We start from the raw sequence: 23195 nt of genomic DNA, 5'->3' as shown, positions 1-23195 counted from the left end.
CGGGCTATCCTGCCAAAGTCGCCGCGAGCAGCCGCTCGCCCAGTGCGCGCACGGCCGACCGCAGCTCGGGGCCGCCGACGACGCGCTGGATGCGGGGGACGACGGCGAGCTGCTCGGCGTACCAGATGGGGTTGCTGGTCGTCCCGACCAGGCGGCAGGTGCCCTCGTCGACCGGATCGAGGCGGCCGAGGACGCGCGGGAGCCAGCGGGACAGGCTCTCGGCGGGCGCGTCGATGAGCACCTCGGTGTGGTATTCCCAGCCGACCGAGAGGTGTTCCTCCAGCGCGGCGACCGGGTCGAGGTCCGCGGGCGGGCTGAAGGCCGCGTCCAGCACGGCCACCCCGCCGATCCGATCCATCCGGTACGCGCGGCGCGCGCCGGAGGTGTGCGAGAAGCACAGCAGGTACCACCGGCCGTGGCGGATCACGACGGCCCAGGGGTCGACCTCGAAGATCCGCTCCGGACCGGCCTCGGGACGGTATCCGAAACGCACCCTCCGCCCCTGCGCACGCGCCTCGACCAGCGCGAACGTGGTCTGCGGGTCGGGCCGGGCGGCGCCGCGGTCGGGCGCCGGCGCGGCGCTGCGGCGGACCGCCTCGGCCTGCGCGGCGACCGGCTCGGGCAGCGCCCGCACGAGCTTGCCGAGCGCGCTGCCGACCGGGTCGGTGGGATCGCCGGCGTCGTGGTGGCCGTCGAGCACCGCCATGACCAAGCCGAGCGCCTCGTCGCCGCTGAACAGCAGCGGCGGCAGCCGCAGCCCCCGGCCGAGGCGGTAGCCGCCGTGCGGGCCGCGCTCCGACTCGATCGGGATGCCGGCCTCGCGCAGGATCTCCACGTACCGCCGGGCGGCGCGCTCCGACACGCCCAGCTTGCCCGCGATCCGCTCGGCGGTGATGCCCGGCGCGCCCTGCACCAGCTCGAGCGCGAGCAGCGCCCGGGCGGTGGGACTCGCGTCGGGTCTCACGGCATCCCCACATTCCGGAAGCGGAACGACCGGAACGCAACCTAACATGCCGACATGATCGATCTGGACACGACGATTCAGGAGCCTCCGCTGGCCGCCAGCGAGGTCGAGATGGCCCTCTTCGCGCTCGACCGCTCGCGGGCGCAGTTCGCGTGGAAGTGCGGCGGCCTAGACGCCACCGGCCTTCGCCGCCCCTTCCCGCCGTCCACGATGACGCTGGGTGGGCTGCTCAAGCACATGGCGTTCATCGAGGACTACTACACCTCGCGCGACCTGACCGGCGGCGCGGCGTCCGGCTCGTGGCGGCGCGCCGACTTCGACGCCGACCCCGACTACTGCTGGAACAGCGCCGCCGCCGACTCCCCCGACGACCTGTACGCGCTGTGGCGGGACGCGGTCGAGCGCCACCGCACCGCACTGGCGAAGATGCTGGCGACAGGCGGCCTGGACCAGCCGACGACGTACGTCACCGCGGACGGCCGCTCACCCAACCTGCGGCGCCTGCTGGTCGACCTGCACGACGAGTACGCCCGGCACGTCGGCCACGCCGACCTCATGCGCGAGGCGGTCGACGGCCTGGTCGGCGAAGACCCTCCGCAGTGAGCCAGCGCCGCACGAGCGAGCGAACCAGGGAGCACAGTGAGCGAGCGAGTTGGCGCGGCGGCGTCTGGACGCAGCCGGCCCGCCGACGAAGTCGGGGTTTCGGGCCGGCGGAGGAAGACGCCGCCTCCAGCGCCGCACGAGCGAGCGAACCCGGAGGGACAGTGAGTCTTCGGATCGTCCCGGCCAATGAGGCGTCCTGGGAGGACGTCACCGCGGTGGTGGGCAGCTCCTACGCGGGGCGGTGCCGGTGCCAGCGGTTCAAGGTGATGGGTTGGATCTGGCGCGACTCGACCCAGCAGGAGCGCGACGAGGCCCTGCGCGAGCAGACGCACTGCGGCGAGCCGGACGCGCCGGCGACCAGCGGGCTCCTGGCGTACGTGGATGGCGAGCCGGCCGGTTGGGTGGCGGTCGAGCCGCGCGTGGCGTACCCGAAGCTGCGCACCTCCCGCGTGCCCTGGGCGGGCCGCCAGGAGGACCGGGACGACCCCGACGTGTGGGCGGTGACCTGCTTCGCGGTGCGCAACGGGTACCGCGGGCAGGGCCTCACCTATGACCTGGCCAAGGCGACGGTGGACTTCGCGCGGGAGCGGGGTGCGCGGGCGCTGGAGGCGTACCCGATGGTCGCCGACCCGGGAAAGGTGATCACCTGGGGTGAGCTGAACGTCGGCGCCCGCCAGGTCTTCGAAGAGGCCGGCTTCACCGAGGTCAGCCGCCCCACCCTCCGCCGCGTGGTCATGCGGATCGACTTCGCGTAGTAGGGTCCGGCCGATGGCGCCGTCGACGAGATTCCTGCCCTTGGCGGTGCTCGCGTCGCTCGCGCTCGCCGCGTGCGACACCTCCGCTTTCGAGACCGCGGAGGACCTGAAGTCGTACGACGTGCCGGATGCCGTGACCACGGTGGACCTCACCGGCCGGTCGGGCTCCGTCGAGGTGAGCGTCGCCGACGGTCCGGTGCGGGTGCAAGAGCGGCGCGTGTACGCCGACCTGCCCCCGCTGACCAGCCACCGGGTCGAGGGCGGCACCTTGTACCTGCTGGACCGCGGCTGCGGCAAGGCGGCCGACGCCGACGGGCAGTGCGCGACCCACTACCGCGTCGATGTGCCCCGCGGCGTCGCGGTGACCGTCAAGGTGGGCACGGCGCCGGTGACCGTGACCGGCGTGACCGCCGCGCTCGACGTCACCACGGACGTCGGCGCCATCAAGGGCTCGGGCCTTGCCGGGCCGGTCAAGGCCACCACGAGCGTCGGCGACGTCGAGCTGCGTTTCGCGGCCGCCCCGCGCACCGTCGAGGTGCGAAACGACGTGGGCGCGACGCGGGTGTTCCTGCCGGCCGGCGACGCGTACCGGATCGATGCCCGGACCGACGCCGGACCGGTCGTCGACCTGCCCAGCCGCCCTGACGCGCCGAACGCCGTGACGCTGCGGTCGAGCACCGGCGAGATCACGGTGAGCCCCGCGTAGGCGGCCGTGCGGCGACTATGCCGTTTCGATGAACTCGGACCGCGATGCTGTACCCGCTGGGCAACGCCGGAGCGGTGGAGCAACGGGTCCCCCGTCGCGAGGTGCGACGACACCGCGCCACCGGCGGACGGCGGCGGCGTCGAGGGGGCGCCGCCGCCGTCACCGAGCGCTACCGGCGGGTGGTGAGGATCAGGTCGGCGACCAGCGCGGTCCAGCCCGTCTGGTGCCAGGCGCCGAGGCCCGCGCCGTTGTCGCCGTGGAAGTACTCCGGGAAGGCGATCAGGTCCTTCCAGTCGGGGTGGTTCTGGAAGAGCTCGCAGGCGCCGTACATCGGGCGGCGGCCCCACGCGTCCGGCACAAAGAGCGAGATCAGGCGGTCGGAGAGGTCGTCGGCGACCTCGTTGAGCGTGCGCTTCTTGCCCGAGCGGGTGGGGTGCTCGATGACCAGGTCGTCGCCGAAGAACGCGGCGTAGTCGCGCAGCGCGCAGATCAGCAGGTAGTTGGTGGGCATCCAGATCGGGCCGCGCCAGTTGGAGTTTCCGCCGAAGAGGCCGCTGGTGGACTCGGCCGGCTCGTAGCCGACGGTGAACTCCTGGCCGCCCAGCTCGACCGTGAACGGCTTGTCCAGGTGGCGCCGGGACAGCGTGCGCAGCCCGTACTGGGAGAGGAACTCCTCCTCGTCGAGCATCCGGGCCAGGATCCGCACGATCTGCTCGGGGCCGACCATCGACAGCAGGCGGCGCTTGAGGCCGTCGCCGGAGAGCCGGCGGGCGCCGACCACGTCCGCGTACGCCGGCTTGTTGGTCAGGAACCACCGCAGCCGCGCGGCCAGCTCCGGCAGCCGCCCGAGCGTGCGCGAGCTGAGCGTGGTGGTGGCGGCGAGCGGGAGCAGGCCGACCACCGAGCGCACCTTGAGCGGTACCGTGCTGCCGTCGGGCAGGCGGAGCTGGTCGTAGAAGAACGAGTCCTCCTCGTCCCACAGCCCCTGGTGGTACGCGGCGGCCGCGATGTACGCGAAGTGCTCGAAGAACTTGGTGGCCACGTCCTCGTACGCGTGGTCGTGCTCGGCCAGGCGCACGGCCATGTCGAGCAGGTTGAGCGCGTACATGGCCATCCAGCCGGTGCCGTCGGACTGCTCCAGCACGCCGGCGACCGGCAGGGCGGCCGAGCGGTCGAAGGGGCCCACGTTGTCCAGGCCCAGGAAGCCGCCCTCGAAGACGTTGTTGCCGTTGATGTCCTTGCGGTTGACCCACCACGTGAAGTTCAGCAGCAGCTTGTGCATCACCCGGGCGAGGAAGTCGTAGTCGCGGCCGCCGTCGATCTCGAACACGCGCAGCGCCGCCCACGCGTGCACGGGCGGGTTGACGTCGCCGAAGGCCCACTCGTACGCCGGGATCTGGCCGTTGGGGTGCATGTACCACTCGCGGAGGAGCAGCAGCACCTGCTGCTTGGCGAACTCCGGGTCGACCCGGGCCAGCGTGACGCAGTGGAAGGCCAGGTCCCAGGCGGCGTACCAGGGGTACTCCCAGGGGTCGGGCATGGAGATCACGTCGAAGCTGTTCATGTGCCACCAGGCGCTGTTGCGCCCGTGCTTGCGGCCCGCCGGCGGCGGCACGCTGGCCGGGTCTCCGCCCAGCCACTGCTCGACGTCGAAGTGGTAGAACTGCTTGCCCCACATCAGCCCCGCGATGGCCTTGCGGAGCACCGCGGCCTCCTCGCGGGTGGCGCGCTTGGGGGTGAGGGCGGCGAAGTACGCGTCGGCCTCGGCCCGCCGCGCGGCGACCACCTTGTCGAAGTCCTTGCCGAGGTCGAGCAGGGGCGGCGCCTCGTCACCGGGCGGCGGCGCGGTGAGCGTGAGCCGCAGCCGGATCCACATCTCCCCACCGGCGGGCACGCTCAGCTTGTAGTGGAGCGCCCCTTTTGTCCCGGTCAAGTCCGGATTCACCGTGTCGGCGCCGTCGACCACGTGGTCGTTGATGCCGTCCTTCGGGTACTCACTGCGGCCGGCCAGCCCCCACAGCCGCTGCGTGTTGGTCTCGTTGTCGCAGCACAGCACGGTCGGGTCGCCCTCGCCCTGCAGCACGATCTGGCCGAGCACCCAGTGCTCGCCGACCAGCCGCCCGTCGCCGCCGGTCAGCACCGGCACCTGGTCGCGGCCGGGCAGCCCCCACGACCAGGTGTTGCGAAACCACAAGGTGGGCAACACGTGCAGCGTCGCGGTGTCCGGGCCGCGGTTGGCCACGTTGACCACGATGCACATGTCGGTCGGCGAGGCTTTGGCGTAGTCGACGGTCACCGCCCAGTAGCGGTCCTCGTCGAAGACGCCGGTGTCGACGAGCTCGTACTCGGTCTCGTCACGTCCCCGGGCGGCGTTGACGGCCACCAGGTCGTCGTACGGGAAGGCGGCCTGCGGGTAGTGGTAACGCCAGCGCATGAAGGAGTGGGTCGGGGTGGAGTCCTCGTACCACCAGTACTCCTTGACGTCCTCGCCGTGGTTGCCGCCGTCGCCGCCGAGGCCGAACATCCGCTCCTTGAGGATGGGATCCTGGCCGTTCCAGAGGGCGAGGGCGAAGCAGAACGTCTGGCGGTCGTCGCACACGCCGCCCATGCCGTCCTCGTTCCACCGGTAGGCGCGGGAGCGGGCCCAGTCGTGGGGAAAGTAGTCCCATGCCGTGCCGTGCTCGGAGTAGTCCTCCCGGACGGTGCCCCAGGCCCGCTCCGACAGGTACGGCCCCCAGGCCCGCCATGGCTGCTCCCCCGCGTTCGCCTGCGCCAGCCGCGTATGCTCCGCGTCGCTGGCGGACGTCACCCCGTTCGCCACCTTCGCCTTCCGTCGTCGTGACCACACGGGACCATTGTCCCGGTGGCGTGTTACGGGCAACGTCACCGCACCCCGTTCTTGGTAAGGAGCCTAATGAGCGAGCTTGCGAGCGAATCATCCAACTCAGCGAGTGCGTTGCAACGGACCGCGAGGGACGGCATCACCGTATGATTCCCATCGGTTTCGGGCCGCAGGTCTGTGGCGATCTTTCGGTGGGTGCCACCCGGGAGTGGCTGCTCACCGACGGCCTGGGTGGCTATGCCATGGGAACCGTCGCCGGCCTGCGCACCCGCCGGTACCATGCGCTCCTCGTCGTTTCCGGCGATGTGCCGGCGTCCCGCCACGTGGGATTGGTGTCACTCGATCCGGTGGTCACCCTCCCGTCCGGGGCGCAGGTGCGGCTCGCCACCCACGAGTGGGCCTCCGGCGCGATCGAGCCGAAGGGCCATCACCTGATCGAGCGCTTCGACCTCGCCGACGGGCTCCCGAGGTGGCGGTGGCGGATCGGCGACGTGGTGATCGAGCGGGAGATCGCGATGGTCCACGGCCGCCCGGCGGTCGCCGTGGTCCACCGCCTGATCGCCGGCGAGGGCGTGCGGCTGGCACTGGAGGCGATCTGCACCTGGCGGGACGCGCACGGCGAGCGGCGCGCGGACGGCCCGCCGCCGCGGGTCATCCCGACGGCGGACGGCGCGGTCGTCGAACAGGCGTACCGGATGGCCGGCCCCGGCTGGTCCCCGGCCGGGCAGTGGTGGCGCGGCGTCCATCACCGGGAGGAGGCCGCGCGCGGGCTCACGTCCGAAGAGGACGCCTGGTACGCGGGGCGCTTCGGCGGCACGCTCGACACGCCCGGCGACACGCTGGAGGTACTCGCCTGGGCCGGTGACCTCGACGACCGCCCCGCACCGGCCGCGCAGGTGGTGGCCGCCGCCCGGGAGCGGCACTGGAAGGTCATCGCGGCCGCCACGCCGGCCGACCCGGTCGACGCCACGCTCGCGCTCGCGGCCGACGCCTTCGTGGTGCGCACGAGCGCGGGGCCCGACGTGGTGGCCGGCTACCCGTGGTTCGGCGCGTGGTCGCGGGACACGATGACGTCGTACGCGGGGCTGTTCCTCGCGACCGGCCGGGCGCAGGAGGGGCGGGAGCTGCTGCGCGGGTACGCGGGGACGCTCTCGCGGGGCATGCTCGCCAACACGGCAGACACGGGCAGCGTCGAGTACAACACCTGCGACGCCACGATGTGGTTCCTGCACGCGGTGGACCGGCACGTGGCGCTCACCGGCGACACCGACCTGGCCGCCGAACTGCTGCCCGCGCTGCGCGGGGTGGTCGACGCCCACCTGGCCGGCACGCGGTACGGCATCCGCGTCGACCCGGCCGACGGGCTGGTCACGCAGGGCTCGCCGGGCGAGGCGCTCACCTGGATGGACGCCCGCGTGTACGGGGTGCCGGTCACCCCGCGTGCCGGCAAGCCGGTCGAGGTGAACGCGCTCTGGGTCAACGGCCTCGCCGCGATCGTGGACCTGGCCGCGCGGGTGGGCCAGGACCCGGGCGCCGCGGCCTCGGTGCACACTCAGGCGCTGGCGTCGTTCCGGGCCCGCTATCCCTGCCCGGCCGGCTGGCTCTACGACGTGCTCGACGGACCCGGCGGCAACGACATGTCGCTGCGCCCCAACCAGCTGCTGGCGTGGTCACTCCCGCACGCGCCGCTGGAGCCCGACGAGTCCGCGCTCCGCACGATCGGCGCGGCGCTCATGACGCCACTCGGCCCGCGCAGCCTCGCGCCCGACTCGCCGGGCTTCACCGGCAATCACCGCGGCACGCCGGCGCAGCGGGACGCGGCGTACCACCAAGGCACGGTGTGGCCATGGACAATGGGGCCCTACGCGGACGCGGTGAAAAAAGCCGGCCGGGGAATTGGCGAGTTGTTCACCGGTATCGAGTCTCATTTGCCCGAGTTTGGCCTAGCATCCGTAAGCGAAACCGCCGACGGGTACGCGCCTCACGTCGCGACCGGCTGCCCCTTTCAGGGATGGTCCGTCGCTGAGGCGCTACGCGCTCGACGGTTTTGATCGGTGCGCGTTACATGCACGCAACGGTGGTGTCTTCACTGGTTTTCTCGTGACCGGCACGATTGGTCCGAACCCAACACGCGAAGGCACCGGGGGCCGGGTGCCGGTGCGCGCGCGGGCAGGAGGCGACTGCACAACTAGGGGGCGGGCTTCATGACTTCGGCGGGCGGCGACGTAATCGACATCCGGACCTCACCGCGACAGCGGGTTCTGATGCTTTCCTGGGAGTACCCGCCAGTGGTCGTTGGCGGCCTCGGCCGGCACGTCCACCACCTGTCCACATCGCTTGCCGCGGCGGGCCACGAGGTCACCGTCGTCACCCGGCACGCGCCCGGCGCGCCGCTGGAGGAGTACGCGGACGGCGTGCGCATCGTCCGCGCCCCGGAGGACCCGCCGCTCTTCCCGCTCTCCACGCCGTCCCTGCTCGCTTGGACGATGGCGTTCAACCACACGCTGACCCGCGCCGCCCTGCGGGCTGCCCAGTCCGGCGAGTACGACGTGATCCACGCCCACGACTGGCTCGTGACGCACACCGCGGTCACGCTCAAGGAGCACCTCGACCTCCCGCTCGTCGCCACCATCCACGCCACCGAGGCCGGGCGGCACCAGGGCTGGCTGCCCGACGAGATGAACCGGTGCATCCACTCCGTCGAGTGGTGGCTGGGGCGCGAGGCGTGCCGGGTGCTGGTCTGCTCGGAGTACATGAAGTGGGAGGTGTCCCGCCTGCTGGAGCTGCCTTCCACGCGGGTCGAGGTCATCCCCAACGGCGTCGACGACCGGGTGTGGCAGGCCCAGCCGGGCGCGGTCGCCGCGGCCCGCTCGCAGTTCGCCGGCGAGGGCCCGCTGGTCGGGTTCGCCGGCCGCCTCGTGTACGAGAAGGGCGTCCAGCACATCCTCCACGCGATCCCGCAGCTGCGCTCCCGGCACCCGGACCTGCGCCTGGTGATCGCCGGCGACGGGCCGTACCGCACGGAGTTGCAGGAGGTGGCGCACAGCCTCGACCTGGGCCGGACGGTCAGCTTCGCCGGGTTCATGAACGAGAAGCAGCTTCCCGCGGTGCTCGCCGCCACCGACGCGACAGTGGTGCCCAGCCTGTACGAGCCGTTCGGCATGGTCGCCCTCGAAGCGGCCGCGGCCGGCGCGCCGCTCGCGGTCTCCGCGACCGGCGGCCTCGCCGAGATCGTGGAGCCGGGCGTGACCGGCGTGACGTTCCCGCACAGCGACCCGGACGCGCTCGCCGGTGCGGTCGGCACGCTGCTGTCCGACCAGACGTTCGCGCGGTCGGTCGCGCAGCGGGCCCGCACGATGGTGGCCGAGCGCTACGGGTGGTCGACGATCGCCGCGCGCACCGTCGCCGCGTACGCGACCGCCCAGCGGGAGAACTCGGTCTTCAACACCCGCCAGGCCGAAATGCTGCTGGAGGAAGGGCGCACGAGAATCGTCGTCCCCGACGGCAACCTGCTCGCGCTGGACGGTGTGCTTTCGTGACCACCGTCCTGCCTGCCCTGCCCCACCAGTTCAACCCCAGCGATGAGCCGCTGATCAGCGACCTCGACCTGTACCTGTTCGGCGAAGGCCGGCACGAGCGGCTGTGGGAGGTGCTCGGCGCGCACCCGCGCCCTGGCGGCTGCCGGTTCGCGGTGTGGGCGCCGAACGCCCACGAGGTCCGGGTCATCGGCGACTTCACCGGCTGGGGCCCGTACGACGGCATCGTGCTGGAGCCGCTCGGCGGAAGCGGCATCCGCGCCGGGTTCGTGCCGGGCGTCGAGCCGGGTGCGCGGTACAAGTACCGCATCCACGGCGCCGACGGCCGCTGGACCGACCGCGCCGACCCGATGGCCACGCACACCGAGTGCCCGCCGCGCACCGCCTCGGTGGTGTACGAGTCGGCGTACCGGTGGGACGACGCGGCGTGGATGGCCGCCCGCACGCCCGACCACCACGCCAGGCCCATGTCCGTCTACGAGGTGCACCTCGGCTCCTGGCGCCCCGGCCTGTCCTACCGCGAACTCGCCGACCAGTTGGTGTCCTATGTGGCCGATCTCGGCTTCACGCACGTGGAGCTGATGCCGGTCGCCGAGCACCCTTACGGCCCGTCCTGGGGCTACCAGGTCACCGGCTACTACGCGCCGACATCGCGCTTCGGCAAGCCGGACGACTTCCGCTACCTCGTGGACCGGCTGCACCAGGCCGGCATCGGCGTCCTGCTCGACTGGGTGCCGGCCCATTTCCCCAAGGACGACTGGGCGCTGGCGCGCTTCGACGGCACCGCGCTCTACGAACACCCGTGGGCCGGCGAGCACCCCGACTGGGGCAGCCTCATCTTCAACTACGGCCGGACCGAGGTGCGCAACTTCCTCACCGCCAACGCGCTGTACTGGCTCGACGAGTTTCACATCGACGGCCTGCGCGTGGACGCGGTCGCCTCGATGCTGTACCTGGACTACTCGCGCGAGCCGGGGCAGTGGGCGCCGAACGCGTACGGCGGCAACGAGCACCTGGAGGCGATCTCCCTCCTGCGCACGCTCAACGAGACCGTGTACCGCAACCACCCCGGCGTCGTCATGATCGCCGAGGAGTCCACCGCGTGGCCCGGCGTGTCGCGCCCGGTCGACTGGGGCGGCCTCGGCTTCGGCCTCAAGTGGAACATGGGCTGGATGCACGACACGCTGGAGTACATCTGCAAGGACCCGCTCTACCGCCGCTACCACCACAACCAGCTGACCTGGCCGACGGTGTACGCGTTCGACGAGCAGTTCCTGCTCCCGATCAGCCACGACGAGGTCGTGCACGGCAAGGGCTCGCTGGTCGCCAAGATGCCGGGCGACCGGTGGCAGAAGCTCGCCGGCCTGCGCGGCTTCCTGGGCTACATGTGGGCCTTCCCGGGCAAGCAGCTGCTCTTCATGGGCTGCGAACTGGCCGACGAACGCGAGTGGAGCGAGCAGTCGGGCCTCGACTGGTCCATGTCCGGCGACGGCACGCCCGCGCTCCTGCGTGACCTCAACCGCCTGTACCGCGACTCCCCGCCCTGTGGTCGCGCGACACGTCGCCCGCGGGCTTCCGGTGGATCGCGTGGGACGACTGGCAGCAGAACGTGCTGTCGTTCGTCCGCATCGGCGACGACGGCTCGATGGTCGCCTGCGTGACCAACTTCAGCGGTGTACCTCGCACCGACTACCGCATCGGCCTGCCCGCGGCCGGCCACTGGGCCGAGATCCTGAGCACGGACGCGCCCTGCTACGGCGGGGCGGGTGTCGGCAACTTCGGCGGCGTACGCACCGAGGCCGAGCCCTCGCACGGCCACCCGCACTCGGCGGCGGTGCACGTCGGCGCTTACGCCACGATCTGGTTGGCCCTCACGCACCCGGCGTGAGGGCGCCCGCCGGTCGATTGATGCCGCCGACTGGCCGACTGGCGCTTATGTGCGAAATCCGAAGGTATTCAACGTCACCCATTCGAGTGTCCTTTTCCGCGCTTCGTTTTGCCTATCCGGCCACGACCGTGACGCTCACGGTTCGTGGCCGGAGGCTTGCTCCACAGCGCCGTGACCATGGATCTCGGAGCTTGTCTGTCTACATCGGACATCACGTTGAGTATCCATGTCCGACGTTCGGCGGGTGTTTCGCACCGTTGGTCCGGGGGCGATCTGGATCATTGGGACAGGTTTCCCGTGCAGCCCAAAGTTTGTTATCTCCCCGTAATGCGGCTCTCGCCGCGTCTGTTTATCGTGGTGGAAATGCGGCGCCCAGCCGTTGATGGGGGAACCTTGTCCGTGTGGCGAGTGCTCATCGCCGAGCGGTACAGCCTTGTCAAGCCGGTCGGCAGCGGTGGCATGGGTCGGGTCTGGTTGGCCAACGACGAGATGCTGCGGCGCGAGGTGGCGATCAAAGAGGTCGTGCCGCCTGACTGGATGACGGCCGAGGAGCGCGAGCTGCTCCGCGAGACCACGATCCGCGAGGCCCGCGCCGCCGCACAGCTCAACCACCCCAACGCCGTGCAGATCTACGACGTGGTCTACACCGAGGGCCGGCCCTGGATCGTCATGGAGTACGTGCCGTCCCGCTCCCTCCAGGAGGTCATCGCGCAGGACGGGCCACTGCCCGTCGAGCGGGTGGCGCAGATCGGCCTCGCCGTGCTGTACGCCCTCCGTGCCGCCCACGTCGCCGGCGTCCTGCACCGCGACGTCAAGCCGCACAACGTTCTCATCGCGGAAGACGGGCGGGTCGTGCTGACCGACTTCGGGCTCGCCACGTTCGACGGCGGCGACGGCGCGATGACACGCGCGGGGCTCATCATGGGCTCCCCGCAGTACGTGGCTCCCGAACGCGCCAAAGACGGCGTCTCCACGATCGAGACCGACCTGTGGTCGCTCGGTGCCACGCTCTTCGCGGCCGTGGAGGGGCGCTCGCCGTACGCCCGCTCGACCACGATGGCAACCCTCACCGCGCTCGCCACCGCACCGCCCGACCCGGCCCCGCGCGCCGGCGCCCTCCGCCCGCTGCTCGGCGGGCTGCTGCGCAAGGACCCCAAGCACCGCCTCACCGGCGCGGAGGCCGAGCGCCTGCTGCGCCGCGCCGCGCTGCCACCGCCGGCCGTGCAGCCGCGCACCCGGCTGCGGCCGCGCCCGCGCCGTTCGCCGGACGGGCCGCGCCCCGAGTTTCCCGCCGAGGGCGCCGCCCGCGGGAGGCGCAGGCTGGTCATCGGGGCCGCCGCCGCACTGCTCACCGCGGTCGGTGCGGCCAGCGCGGTGGTCGCGCTTCAAGGCGACAGCGGGGTACCCCTGGCGTCGTCGCCGGCGCCTCCACCACCTCCCCGAGCGCCTCACCTCCGGCCAGCGGCGCCGGCGCCGGCGGGGGCATGCCGTGCGGCTCACCGCCGACCGGCACCGCCCCGAAGCGGCCCGCACCGCCGGCCACCCCGCGGTACGCGCTCGCGGACGGCTTCTCGTGGCACGCCGACCCGAGCGGCTTCACGATGGCGGTCCCCTCCTCGTGGACCTACTACCGCGACGGCGACGTGGTCTGCTTCCGCGAGCCGGGCAGCGCCCGCCTGCTCGCCGTGGACACCCGGCCGGGCCTGCGCGGCGACCCGGTCGCGCACTGGAAGTCCGAGGAGCGCAAGGTGGTGGCCGGCGGCGCGCTCGACGAGTACAAGCAGGTCGCGATCCTGCCCAACCGCTACTTCGACGGCGGCGCCGACTGGGACTGCACGTGGCTGAGCCCCAAGGGCGAGCGGCTGCACGCGCGGCAGGAGCTCTTCCGCACGTCGGCGAAGCAGGCCTACACGATCCTGTGGGTCACCCGCGAGCTCGACTGGGCCGGCAACCTCGCCTACCTCAACATGATCAACGCGAGCTTCGCGCCCGCCCGGTGACCGGCGCCCGCGAACCACGATCCCGCGCGGCGGCGGGGCGCTCGGGTCAGCCGAGCCAGCCGGGGCGCACCAGGCCGGCCTCGTAGGCGTAGACGACGAGCTGGGCGCGGTCGCGGGCACCGAGCTTGACCATCGCGCGGCTCACGTGGGTCTTGGCGGTGGCCGGGCTGACCACGAGGCGGGCGGCGATCTCCTCATTGGACAGTCCGGCGCCGACGAGGGCCATCACCTCACGCTCGCGGTCGGTCAGCTGCGCCAGCGACGGCTCCGGCGCGGACGGCTGCGCACCACCGCGCCCGGCGAACTCGGCGATGAGCCGGCGCGTCACACCGGGCGAGAGCAGGGCGTCGCCCGCCGCCACCGCGCGCACGCCGCGCAGCAGCTCGACCGGCTCGGTGTCCTTGACGAGGAACCCCGACGCGCCGACGCGCAGTGCCTCGAACAGGTACTCATCCAGCTCGAACGTGGTCAGGATGACGATCCGGGTCGCCGCCAGCGCCGGGTCGGCCGCGATGCGGCGGGTGGCCTCCAAGCCGTCGACGCCCGGCATGCGGATGTCCATGAGCACCACGTCGGGCTTGGTCCGCTCGGTGAGGCGGACCGCATCGACACCGTCCGCCGCCTCGGCCACCACCTCGATGTCCGGCTCCGCGTCGAGCAACGCCCGGAACCCGGCCCGCACCAGCCCCTGGTCGTCCGCCAGCAGCACCCTGATCATTTATCCCCCTCGTCGACGCGCCGATCCGCACCCTGCCTCGCCGCCGATCCCGGCCCACCCTCGGCAGCGGCCGCCCCGCCGCCACCGCCCGATTCCCGCGCACCGCCGGACGGTCCGCGGGCAGGGGCGGCGGTGTCGGACGGTGTCCTCGCACGGTCGTCGGCGGTGGGCGGTGGATGGGCGGGGCCTTGGCCGTCGGTCGGGGGTGCCAGTGGCAGCGTGGCCGCCACCGTGAAGCCGCCGCCGGCGGCGGACGGGCCGGCCACCAGCGTGCCGCCCAGCGCGGCCGCCCGCGCGCGCATGCCGGCGATGCCGTTGCCCGCCTCGGGCGCGGCCGGGCCGCCCACACCGTCGTCGGCCACCCGCACGGTGACCGCCTCGTCGCCGTATCCGATCGTCACCACCGCGGACGCCTCCGCCCCGGCGTGGCGGCGCACGTTGGTGAGCGCCTCCTGCACGATCCGGTACGCCGCGCGGTCCACCTCGGCCGGCAGCGGCCGCGGCTCGCCGTCGACGACCGTGCGCACCGGCAGGCCGGCGTCGGCCGTGAGGTCGTCGAGCCGGGCCAGGCTGGGCGCCGGCGCGCGGGGCGCCGCCTCCTCCTCCGGACGGAGAACCCCGAGCACCGAACGCACCTCGCGCAGCGCCTCAGCGCTCGCCGACTTGATGGCGGTCAGCGCCTCGCGGGCCTGCTCGGGGCGCGTGTCCATCAGGTGCAGCCCCACCCCGGCCTGTACGTTGATCAAGGACAGGTGGTGGCCCAGCACGTCGTGCAGCTCGCGGGCGATCCGCAGCCGCTCCTCGCTGGCCTGCCGCTTCTCCTGCTCGGCGCGGGCGCGGGCCTGCTCGGCCCGGTACTTGGCGACCTCGGCGAACTGCTGCCGGCGCACCCTGTTGGCCTCGGCCAGCAGCAGCGAGACGGCGACGACCGCCGCGATGACCGCCGCCCGTCCCCAATCAGGACGGGTTACGGCCGCATATCCGATGAACCCCGCGGCGACCAGGGCCCACGTGGCCATGCGCTTGCCCGCGTCGATCGCGGCGAAGACGGCGAAGATGGCCGCCAGGAAATACGGCCCGCGCGGCTGGTCCGCCCACTCCGCGAACCCCAACGCGCTCGCGATCGTGACCGCCAGCACGGGCACCGGAAACTTGTATCGCCAGGCGAGGGCGAGCGGGCCGGCGAGCAGGATCGCGTATCCGATGGCGTCCGGGTCTTCTGGCGCGGTCCGGGCGGCGAGCACCTGCGCCACCGCGCTGACGATCACCAGGCCACCGGCGTGGCGCTTGCGGTTGGGATCCCACCGGCGCGGCTCCCAACGGCCGCGGGGACCGCCGCCGTGCCGCTCCCACGGAGGGCGCGGGTCGTCGCCACGCCGATCCCACGGAGGGCGCGAGTCGCCGCCCGGCCGCTCCCAGCGCTGCCGGTCCCGGCTCACCGGGTGTCCCCGACGCCGTCGCCGGGGCGCCACGGTGCGCACGCCGCCGCGCCAACTCGCTCGCTCACGGTCCGACCGTATGGCACACGGCCCCACCTCGGCATCGCCCCGCCGCGGCTATCGCTCGTACCTCGCGGGGAGTACCCACCACCCGCCCACGTCCCCCTCCGCTACTCCCCCGGTGGTACACGCGGAACCGCTCCTGCTCCTGCCGTTGGCCGGACGATGCCTCCGCCTGCCCGACGCGCCAGGCCGGCCGTTCCGGGACGCTCGATGGCATGACAGCAACGGAGACCGGCGCCGGGCGCGTACGAGCCTCGGACGCCGAACGGGAGCAGATGGCGACCATCCTCCGCGCCGCGATGACCGAGGGGCGGCTGGACCTGGCCGAGGGCGAGGAGCGGCTGGCCAAGGCGTACGCGGCGACGTACCGGGACGAACTGGGCGGACTCGTCACCGACCTGCCGGGCGGGGGGCGGCGCGCGCTGGCCGAGACGCCGGAGGCGAGGACGTTCGCGCGCGGCATGCTGCGGCGGCACGCGGGTGGCGTGATGGTGGTCGCGGCCATCCTGGTGGGGCTGTGGGTGCTCTCCGGGGTCGGGTTCTTCTGGCCGATCATCCCGCTGGCCTTCCTCTTCCTGGGGCTGGCCAAGCACGCCGCGTGGCACGGCCACGGCGGGTACCGGCACCGCGGCGACTGGCGCGGGCCGCGCGGCCGGGACTGGCAGGGCCGCGGCGAGTGGCGGATGGAAGCCGAGTACCGCGGGCACGGCCCGTGCGGTAGGGGGTACCGCGACGAGTGGTGACCGCAGCGGTCGGGTGGCGCCTCCCGCGCCGGTGAGGCGCCGCCCGGCGGCGTGGTGAGTACCACCGTGGCGGTCGTTGAATGTGGACTGTCGCTCTGCGACAGTCCCGCGCATGATGGGCCCCTCTCACGCATTGTCCGGCGCGGCCGTCTGGCTGGGCGGTTCCTGGGCCCTTGACCACTTCGCCGGATACGAGCAGTCCCCGCTCGCCATCGCCGTCGGCACCGCCGTGTGTGCCGGCGGCGCGCTCTTTCCCGACCTCGACCTGTCCGGCCGGGTCACCCGCAACAAGGGCGGTGCCACGGTGGCGCGCACGTTCGGCGTGGCGTCGCTCTTCCTGGCCGAGGTGATCGAGAAGGTGTCGCTCGCGGTCTACCACGTGACCAAGCTCAGCGACGATCCCGACCGCGAAAACGGCCACCGCACGCTCACCCACACGCTCCCGTTCACCGTGCTGGTGGGTTGGGGTACGACGGCGCTGTGCACCGCGTACGGCAAATGGGCCGTCATCGGCATCCTCTTCGTCATGATCGGCCTCGCCCTGCGCGGCCTCTTCGACGAGTGGGCCAAGCGGGCCGGCTGGCTGCTCATCACGCTCATCTCGCTCGCCGCCGCCTGGGGCACCGCGCTGCGCCTGCCCGGCGACCGGGGGTACCCGATGCTCGGGGTCGCGGTCGGCGTCGGCTGCCTGGTGCACCTGCTCGGCGACCTGGTCACCCGCGCCGGCGTACCCATCCTCTGGCCCATCCCCACCGGTCGCCGCATGTGGCGGATGTTCGGCATGCCGGACGCCTTCGCCCTGCGCGCCGGCGGCGCGGTGGAGGTCTACCTGTTCCGCGGCGCGTTCATGGTGGTCTCGCTGCTGTCCGCGTGGGGGCTGCTGGCGCCCTCCGTCCTGCGCCGGTTCAATATCGAGGTGTGAACATTTCCGGTGACGGCACCGTCCCGGCGTTCTGGGGCGCTCTGGGCCTGCCCGGCCTCGCCGACGTGCATGTCCATTTCCTGCCGCCGCGCATGCTGCGCCGCGTGTGGGCGCACTTCGACGCGGCCGGACCGCTGGTCGGCGTGGAGTGGCCGATCCGGTACCGCTGGCCCGACGCGGAGCGGGTGGCGCACCTGGAAAAGCTGGGGGTGCGCGCTTTCACCGCGCTCGCGTACGCGCACCGCCCCGGCATGGCCGCCGAGCTCAACGACTGGACGCTCGCGTTCGCCCGCGACACGCCCGGCTGCCTCCCGTCGGCCACGTTCTACCCCGAGCCGGACGCGGTGGAGTACGTGACCGCCGCGCTCGACGCCGGCGCGCGCGTCTTCAAGGTGCACCTCCAGGTGGGCGCCTTCGACCCGCTCGACGACGCGCTGCGGCCGGTGTGGGGGCTGCTGGCCGAGGCGGGCGTGCCGGTCGTCGTACACGCCGGGCACGCGCCGGTGGCGGCCGAGTACACCGGACCGTCCCCCTTCGCCGCGCTGCTCGCGCGCCACCCGCGGCTGCCCGCGATCGTGGCGCACATGGGCGCTCCGGACTACGAGGACTTCATCGCGCTGGCCGAGACGTACGAGCGGGTCGCCCTGGACACCACGATGGCGTTCACGCCGTTCTTCGACCAGTTCGTGCCGTTTCCGAGCGCCCTGCACGCGCGGCTGCGCGACCTCGGACTGGCCGGCAAGGTGCTGCTCGGCAGCGACTTTCCGAACATCCCCTACGAGTACGCCGACCAGCTCGCCGGCCTCGCCCGGCTCGATCTGGGCGACGACTGGCTGCGAGCGGTCTGTTGGGCAAATTTTATGGAACGCTTCGGTAATGCTGTTTGAGCGGCGGCTGCGCGACGGCATCGCGGACGGCACGATCACCGCGACACTGCGCCGGTGGCGCCGCCCCCAGGTCGTGGCCGGCCGGACCTATCGGACCGGCGCCGGCCTCGTCGAGGTGACGGCCGTCGATCCGGTACAGCCGGAGGAGCTCACCCAGGCCGACGCCCGCGCCGCCGGCTTCGGGAGCGTGGACGAGCTGCTGGGCCACCTGCACGGCCCGTCCGACGGCCACCTGTACCTGCTGCACTTCCGCCGCGTCGCCGGCCCCGACCCGCGGGAGGCGCTGGCCGCCGACGACGGCCTGGACGACGCGGGCGTGGCCGCCATCGACCTCCGCCTGGCCCGCCTCGACCACGCCAGCACCCGAGGCCCGTGGACCGCCGCGGCGCTGCGGGCGATCGCCGACCATCCGGGGGTACGCGCCGCGGACCTCGCCGCCACGCTGGGCCGCGACGTCCCCTCGTTCAAGGCGGACGTCCGCAAGCTGAAGGCGCTCGGCCTGACCGAGAGCCTGGAGGTCGGTTACCGCCTCTCCCCGCGCGGCGCCGCCTACCTCACCCACCGCCCCTGACCGGCGGCGGGGTCAGCCCCAGATCGGGCGGACCTCGGTCGCGGAAGCCATCGGGCAGTGGGCGGCCACCTCGAGCGCCGTCGCGTGGTCCGGCACCTCGATGGTGTAGTAGCCGCCGATGCCCTCCTTCAGCTCGATGAACGGGCCGTCCGTCACCACCGGACCGTCCGGGCCGGGGCGCAGCGTCGTCGCGGTGTCCTGGGCGGACAGCGCGCCGCCCGTCCACGGGATGCCGCGCTCGTCCAGGTAGCGGATGAAGGCGGTGTGCTCGGCGAGGGCGGCGTCCAGGCGTTCCTTGGGCAGCGCCTGCCAGTCGGTGTCGGGCTCCCAGAGCAGCAGGATGTACTTCATGACCTCATGACGATCGGCGAGTGGGCGGAATCGACGGCGCGCTACTGCCGCGTGCGCTGGGCGGGGATGGTGAGCTTGAACGCGGCCACCGCCTCGGGGCTCTCCAGGCGCGAGCCGTCGGCGATCCGGTCGCACGCGACGTCGAGCACCTCGTGCTTGTGGGCCAGCAGGTACGGCCGGGCGCCCGTGTCGGCGTGCGCCACCGTCGAGATGCCGGACCAGTGCTTGCGGCCGAAGAGCATCGGGAAGCTGCGCCGACCCTCGTAGGTGGCGCAGACAAGGACGTCGGAGTAGGGCAGCGCGGCCACCCTCCGCACCGCGTGGGCGGTGACGCCCGGCATGTCGACCGGCACCACCAGCACCGCGTCGGCCAGGGTGTCCGTCAGGGCCGCCAGCCCGACACGCAGCGAGCTGCCGATACCCCTCCCCCAGGTCTTGTCGACCACGACGCTCGCGCCCTTGAGCTCGGCCGCGGCCTTGACCTCGTCGGCGGCCGCGCCGAGCACGACGACCACCGGCTCGCAGCCGCCGTCGCGCACGGTCTCGATCGCCAGGTCGACCAGCGGCGTGCCGTCGTGCCGTAACAGTGCCTCCGGCCCGCCGATCCGGCGTCCCCCGCCGGCGGCAATGACCATCCCCGCAGTTGCCATCGCGAACACCCCCCCAGGTGTGCCGCGTCAAGTCTGAGCACATCGGCCTCCCCGGGAAAGACCCGGGCGGCTCATTTGGCGTCGGCGTAACAATCAACGACGGACACGTCGAGGGGGAAGCGGACCGCGGTCGCTCCGAAAAGCAGCTGCCCGGCGCGCGTGGCGGCGGCCCACACCGCCTCGCTGACCTCGGCCGCGCGCTCCTCGGGCGCGTGCACCAGCACCTCGTCGTGCTGGAAGAAGACCAGGTCGGCACCGCTGCCGGCGAGGTGGCCGCGAAGGGTGGCGAGCAGGGTGAGCGCCCACTCGGCGGCGGTGGCCTGGATGACGAAGTTGCGCGTGAAGCGGCCACGGGCCCGCGCGCTCGCTCCCCCGCCGTCGACGGTGCCGAGCTCCTCCTCGCCGAGCGCCGCAGACCGGGGTGGGCAGGTGCGGCCCAGCCAGGAGCGGACCAGGCCACCGCCCTCGCCGGTGCGGGCGGCCGCCTCCACGTACTCGAAGGCGGTCGGGTAGTTGCGCTTGAGGGTGGCGAGGGCGGGGACGGCGGCGCCGCCGGTCTGCCCGTACATGGCGCCGAGCAGCGCGACCTTGGCGCGGGCCCGGTCGCCGCTGAAGGCGTCGGCGGCCAGCGCGGAGTACAGGTCGCCGGAGGCTGCCGCGGCGGCCAGGCGCTCGTCACCGGAGACGGCGGCGAGCACGCGGGGCTCGAGCTGGCCGGCGTCGGCCACCACGAGCTTCCACCCGGGGTCGGCGACGACCGCGCGCCGCACCACCTTGGGGATCTGCAGCGCCCCGCCGCCGCGGGTGGCCCAGCGGCCGGAGACGACGCCGGCCGGCACGAACTCGGGGCGGAACCGTCCATTGTGGACCCACGCGTCGCGCCAGGCCCAGCCGTGCGCGGTCCAGATCCGGTACAGCTCCTTGTGCTCCAGCAACAGCGGCACGGCCGGGTGGTCGACCCCGCGCAGCGACCAGGCACGCGTGTTGGGCAGGTGGACGCCGACCCGGGCGAACGCGCGCAGCACCTCGTGCGGCGACTCGGGGTGCAGCTGGCGCACCTCGAGCGCGGCGGCGATCCGCGCGGAGAGCTCGGCCAGGCGCCGCGGCGGCCCGCCCACCGGCGACGGCTCGCCGAGCAGCTCGTGTAGGAGCTTGTCGTGGATGTCGGCGCGCCACGGCAGCCCAGCCGCGCCCATCTCGGCGGCGATCAGCGCGCCGGCCGACTCGGCGGCCACCAGCAGGCGGAAGCGGCCGGGGTGCTCGGTGCGGGCGATGCGGGCGCTCTGGTCCTGGTAGACCCGGGCGATGATCTCCGGGTCGTCAGGGGGCGGCGGCGCCGCGTCGAAGAGCGACGCCTGACCGTCGCCCGGCGGGACGGCGGCGCGCGGCGGCGGGTCGGGCGGCACCGGCGCACCGGTGAGCCGGGCCCAGGCCGCGGTGAGCGAGCGGGGCTCACCCCACCGCCCGGCGTGGCCGAGCAGCAGCGCCTCGGTCAGCTCGACGTCGTGGCAGCGCTCGACCCGCCGGCCCGCGCGCAGCAGCGCCGGATAGGCAGCGGCGGTGGAGCCCCACACGACCCGCCCATCCGGCGCCAACCACTCCACGCGGTCAGTGTGCCACCGCGGTCCGACAGTTGATCAGGGACTTTGTGGCGCGCCACGCCGAGGACGCGCCCCACCAAGTCCCTGATCAACGCTTCCGGGGGGTTACTTCACGGCGCCTGCCGTCAGGCCGGCCTGGATCTGGCGCTGGAAGATGGCGTACATGATGATCATGGGGAGGATGGAGAGGGTGACCGCTGCGAACATCGCGGCCCAGTCGGCCTCGTAGCCGGCCTGCACCGAGATGTTCGCGATGCCCTGGGTGAGCACCCACTTCTCCTCCGCACCCTCGCCCTGCATGAGCGCCACCGGCAGCAGGTACTGGTTCCACTGCCCGATGATGTTGAAGATCGTGATGCTCACCAGGGCCGGCCGCGCCATCGGCATCATCACCTGGAAGAACAGCCGCGTGTGCGACGCCCCGTCCATCACGGCCGCCTCGGCCACCGAGTTCGGCAGCGTCTTGAAGAACGCGGCCAGGAAGAACACGGTGAACGGCAGCGAGTACGCGATGTAGACCAGGATCAGGCCGGTGAACGTGTTGAGCAGCCCCATGTTGTTGACGATGAGGAAAAGCGGGACCAGCGCCAGGAACACCGGAAACGCCAGGCCGGAGACGAACAGGTAGTAGATGACCCGGTTGCCGATGAACTTGTAGCGCGCCAACACATACGCCGCCATCGCGCCGAAGAGCATCGTGCCCGCCGTGCTCAGCGTGACCACGAAGACGCTGTTGATGAAGTACCGGCCGACGTGCGCCTCGTTCCACGCCCGCACGTAGCTGTCGAGGTTGATCTTCGACGGCAGGCTGAACGGGTTGCCCAGGTACATCTCGGTGTTGCTCTTGAACGAGGCGAGGAACATCCAGAGCAGCGGGGCGATGATGATGATCGCCCAGATCGCCAGCCCCACGTGCGCGAAGCCGCTGAGCACGCTGATCTCGCGACGGTTGTCCGCCGCCGGGCTGCTGCGCCGGCGGGGCGGGACGGAGTCCGGCCGCGCGGGCGCCGGGGTGTCGATTCGTGCCACTGTCGATACCCCTAGAGCTCGATCGTCTCGCGCCGGCTCACCCGCAGGGTCAGCGCGGCGAACGTGATGGTCAGGAAGAAGAGCGCCACGCCCATGGCGGAGGCGTAGCCGAACTGCGAGTACGAGAAGGCGTTGCGGTAGATCTCCATGCCGAGCACCGTCGTGGCGCCGTCCGGCCCGCCCTGCTCGATCGAGAGCACCTGCACGATGGCGAACGCGTCGAACGCCGCGATGCCCAGGTACACCCAGGCGACCTGGAGCGTGTCCCACAGCAAGGGCAGCGTGACCTTGAAGAACATGTTGCCCCGCCCGGCGCCGTCGAGCACCGCGGCCTCGTAGATGTCCTTCGGCACCGACGCCATGCCGGCGGAAAAGAGCACCACGTAGAAGCCGACCGCCTGCCACACGAGCACCGCGATGATGGCGAAGAGCGCGATGTTCTTGTCCGCCATGATGGGGATCGGGTCGATCCCGACGAGGCCGAGCATCCCGTTGACGAGGCCGGTCTCGTCCGGCGCGTACACCCGCTGGAAGATCACACCGATGATGACGACGGCGAGGACCTGGGGAAGAAGAACACGATGCGGTAGAACTTCGACCCCCAGACTCCTCTCATGGCGCCGCCCTTGGACCCTCCACCCACGTTCAGCAGGAACGCGAAGACGAGGGCGATCGCGATGGCCGCCAGCGGCAGGACAAGCAGCAAGATGCCGTGATGCCGTACGGCCTTCCAGAAGACGTCGTCCTGAAGCAACCGTTCGAAGTTGTCCAGCCCGATGAACTTCGCGTTCGCCGAGACGCCACGCCAGTTCGTCATCGCCAGGTAGAACGCTTGCAGGTACGGGGCGATGACGAACGTCACGTAGATCGTGACCGGCGCGATCAGGAAGCCGACGATGAACGGGTACTTGCCATGCCGCATGACGA

The 23195-nt window shown here is 72.4% G+C and carries 19 protein-coding genes and 3 pseudogenes; 12 read left to right on the top strand and 10 right to left on the bottom strand.

The features are described 5' to 3' along the window. Positions 1-4: 4 nt before the first annotated feature. Positions 5-964 carry a helix-turn-helix transcriptional regulator gene (locus tag Phou_RS49910; protein WP_173071945.1) on the bottom strand — a complete coding sequence of 320 codons (960 nt, stop codon included), beginning with the start codon at positions 962-964 and terminating at the stop codon, positions 5-7. Between the two features lie 54 nt (positions 965-1018). On the opposite strand from Phou_RS49910, the gene Phou_RS49905 reads away from it, so the two are divergent. The 3 genes from Phou_RS49905 to Phou_RS49895 all read left to right on the top strand — a co-directional run bounded on the left by Phou_RS49905 (position 1019) and on the right by Phou_RS49895 (position 3028). Then, positions 1019-1567: a mycothiol transferase gene (locus Phou_RS49905; RefSeq protein WP_173071943.1), complete on the top strand. Its 549-nt coding sequence runs from the start codon at positions 1019-1021 to the stop codon at positions 1565-1567. Positions 1568-1728: 161 nt separating this feature from the next. Beyond that, on the top strand, positions 1729-2322 hold the full coding sequence (locus tag Phou_RS49900) for a GNAT family N-acetyltransferase (RefSeq protein WP_173071941.1): 594 nt from the start codon (positions 1729-1731) through the stop codon (positions 2320-2322). A gap of 13 nt (positions 2323-2335) precedes the next feature. Further along, positions 2336-3028, top strand: a complete 693-nt coding sequence (locus Phou_RS49895; RefSeq protein WP_173071939.1) for a DUF4097 family beta strand repeat-containing protein — start codon at positions 2336-2338, stop codon at positions 3026-3028. A gap of 169 nt (positions 3029-3197) precedes the next feature. On the opposite strand, the gene Phou_RS49890 is transcribed toward Phou_RS49895, so the two are convergent. Further along, positions 3198-5837: an MGH1-like glycoside hydrolase domain-containing protein gene (locus Phou_RS49890; RefSeq protein ID WP_173071937.1), complete on the bottom strand. Its 2640-nt coding sequence runs from the start codon at positions 5835-5837 to the stop codon at positions 3198-3200. Between the two features lie 179 nt (positions 5838-6016). On the opposite strand from Phou_RS49890, the gene Phou_RS49885 reads away from it, so the two are divergent. The 5 genes and pseudogenes from Phou_RS49885 to Phou_RS56235 all read left to right on the top strand — a co-directional run bounded on the left by Phou_RS49885 (position 6017) and on the right by Phou_RS56235 (position 13294). Then, positions 6017-7921 carry an amylo-alpha-1,6-glucosidase gene (locus tag Phou_RS49885; protein ID WP_173071935.1) on the top strand — a complete coding sequence of 635 codons (1905 nt, stop codon included), beginning with the start codon at positions 6017-6019 and terminating at the stop codon, positions 7919-7921. 153 nt (positions 7922-8074) lie between these two features. Further along, positions 8075-9409: a glycosyltransferase family 4 protein gene (locus Phou_RS49880; RefSeq protein ID WP_178135028.1), complete on the top strand. Its 1335-nt coding sequence runs from the start codon at positions 8075-8077 to the stop codon at positions 9407-9409. After that, positions 9406-11294: pseudogene (gene glgB / locus Phou_RS49875) on the top strand (1,4-alpha-glucan branching protein GlgB). Before Phou_RS49880 ends, glgB begins: the two are co-directional and overlap by 4 nt. A gap of 177 nt (positions 11295-11471) precedes the next feature. Continuing rightward, positions 11472-12413, top strand: a pseudogene (locus tag Phou_RS56240) (serine/threonine-protein kinase); the annotation flags it as partial. A 365-nt stretch (positions 12414-12778) separates the two neighbouring features. Then, entirely contained in the window at positions 12779-13294 is a 516-nt protein-coding gene (locus tag Phou_RS56235) for a serine/threonine kinase C-terminal domain-containing protein (protein WP_503827023.1), read from the top strand. 46 nt (positions 13295-13340) lie between these two features. On the opposite strand, the gene Phou_RS49860 is transcribed toward Phou_RS56235, so the two are convergent. Together Phou_RS49860 and Phou_RS49855 are read right to left on the bottom strand one after the other, a co-directional pair. Further along, positions 13341-14012, bottom strand: a complete 672-nt coding sequence (locus tag Phou_RS49860) for a response regulator (protein WP_173071931.1) — start codon at positions 14010-14012, stop codon at positions 13341-13343. After that, positions 14009-15451 (bottom strand): sensor histidine kinase, encoded by a 1443-nt coding sequence (locus Phou_RS49855; protein ID WP_246274878.1) that lies wholly within the window; start codon positions 15449-15451, stop codon positions 14009-14011. The genes Phou_RS49860 and Phou_RS49855 overlap by 4 nt, the downstream gene beginning before the upstream one ends. Positions 15452-15729: 278 nt before the next feature. On the opposite strand from Phou_RS49855, the gene Phou_RS49850 reads away from it, so the two are divergent. The 4 genes from Phou_RS49850 (at position 15730) to Phou_RS49835 (ending at position 18637) form a co-directional block, all read left to right on the top strand. After that, positions 15730-16257, top strand: a complete 528-nt coding sequence (locus tag Phou_RS49850; protein ID WP_173071929.1) for a DUF1707 domain-containing protein — start codon at positions 15730-15732, stop codon at positions 16255-16257. A gap of 112 nt (positions 16258-16369) precedes the next feature. Next, complete coding sequence (locus Phou_RS49845) at positions 16370-17179, top strand: metal-dependent hydrolase (RefSeq protein WP_173071927.1); 810 nt, start codon at positions 16370-16372, stop codon at positions 17177-17179. Beyond that, positions 17176-18066, top strand: coding sequence for an amidohydrolase family protein (locus Phou_RS49840; RefSeq protein WP_246274877.1), 891 nt, complete (start codon positions 17176-17178; stop codon positions 18064-18066). The genes Phou_RS49845 and Phou_RS49840 overlap by 4 nt, the downstream gene beginning before the upstream one ends. Beyond that, positions 18056-18637, top strand: a complete 582-nt coding sequence (locus Phou_RS49835) for an ASCH domain-containing protein (protein WP_173071925.1) — start codon at positions 18056-18058, stop codon at positions 18635-18637. The genes Phou_RS49840 and Phou_RS49835 overlap by 11 nt, the downstream gene beginning before the upstream one ends. A gap of 12 nt (positions 18638-18649) precedes the next feature. On the opposite strand, the gene Phou_RS49830 is transcribed toward Phou_RS49835, so the two are convergent. From Phou_RS49830 to Phou_RS55215, 6 genes and pseudogenes are all read right to left on the bottom strand, one after another. Continuing rightward, the gene (locus tag Phou_RS49830; RefSeq protein ID WP_173071923.1) at positions 18650-18988 is read right to left on the bottom strand and encodes a YciI family protein; all 339 of its coding nucleotides are present in this window, start codon (positions 18986-18988) and stop codon (positions 18650-18652) included. 41 nt (positions 18989-19029) lie between these two features. Further along, positions 19030-19623 (bottom strand): nucleotidyltransferase family protein, encoded by a 594-nt coding sequence (locus Phou_RS49825; RefSeq protein WP_173072197.1) that lies wholly within the window; start codon positions 19621-19623, stop codon positions 19030-19032. 86 nt (positions 19624-19709) lie between these two features. Beyond that, positions 19710-21218, bottom strand: a pseudogene (locus tag Phou_RS49820) (bifunctional 3'-5' exonuclease/DNA polymerase); the annotation flags it as partial. A gap of 126 nt (positions 21219-21344) precedes the next feature. Further along, positions 21345-22268, bottom strand: a complete 924-nt coding sequence (locus Phou_RS49815) for a carbohydrate ABC transporter permease (protein ID WP_371872288.1) — start codon at positions 22266-22268, stop codon at positions 21345-21347. A gap of 11 nt (positions 22269-22279) precedes the next feature. Beyond that, on the bottom strand, positions 22280-22807 hold the full coding sequence (locus Phou_RS55220) for a carbohydrate ABC transporter permease (protein ID WP_308785269.1): 528 nt from the start codon (positions 22805-22807) through the stop codon (positions 22280-22282). After that, a complete protein-coding gene (locus Phou_RS55215) occupies positions 22804-23190 on the bottom strand; it encodes a carbohydrate ABC transporter permease (RefSeq protein ID WP_308785268.1) in 387 nt (128 codons plus the stop codon). The genes Phou_RS55220 and Phou_RS55215 overlap by 4 nt, the downstream gene beginning before the upstream one ends. Positions 23191-23195 lie beyond the last annotated feature (5 nt).

Origin of the sequence: Phytohabitans houttuyneae (assembly GCF_011764425.1) — a bacterium.
GTDB classification, from domain to species: domain Bacteria; phylum Actinomycetota; class Actinomycetes; order Mycobacteriales; family Micromonosporaceae; genus Phytohabitans; species Phytohabitans houttuyneae.
The sequence above is the reverse complement of the archived record's forward strand: the minus strand, read 5'-3'. Positions and strand labels throughout refer to the sequence as shown.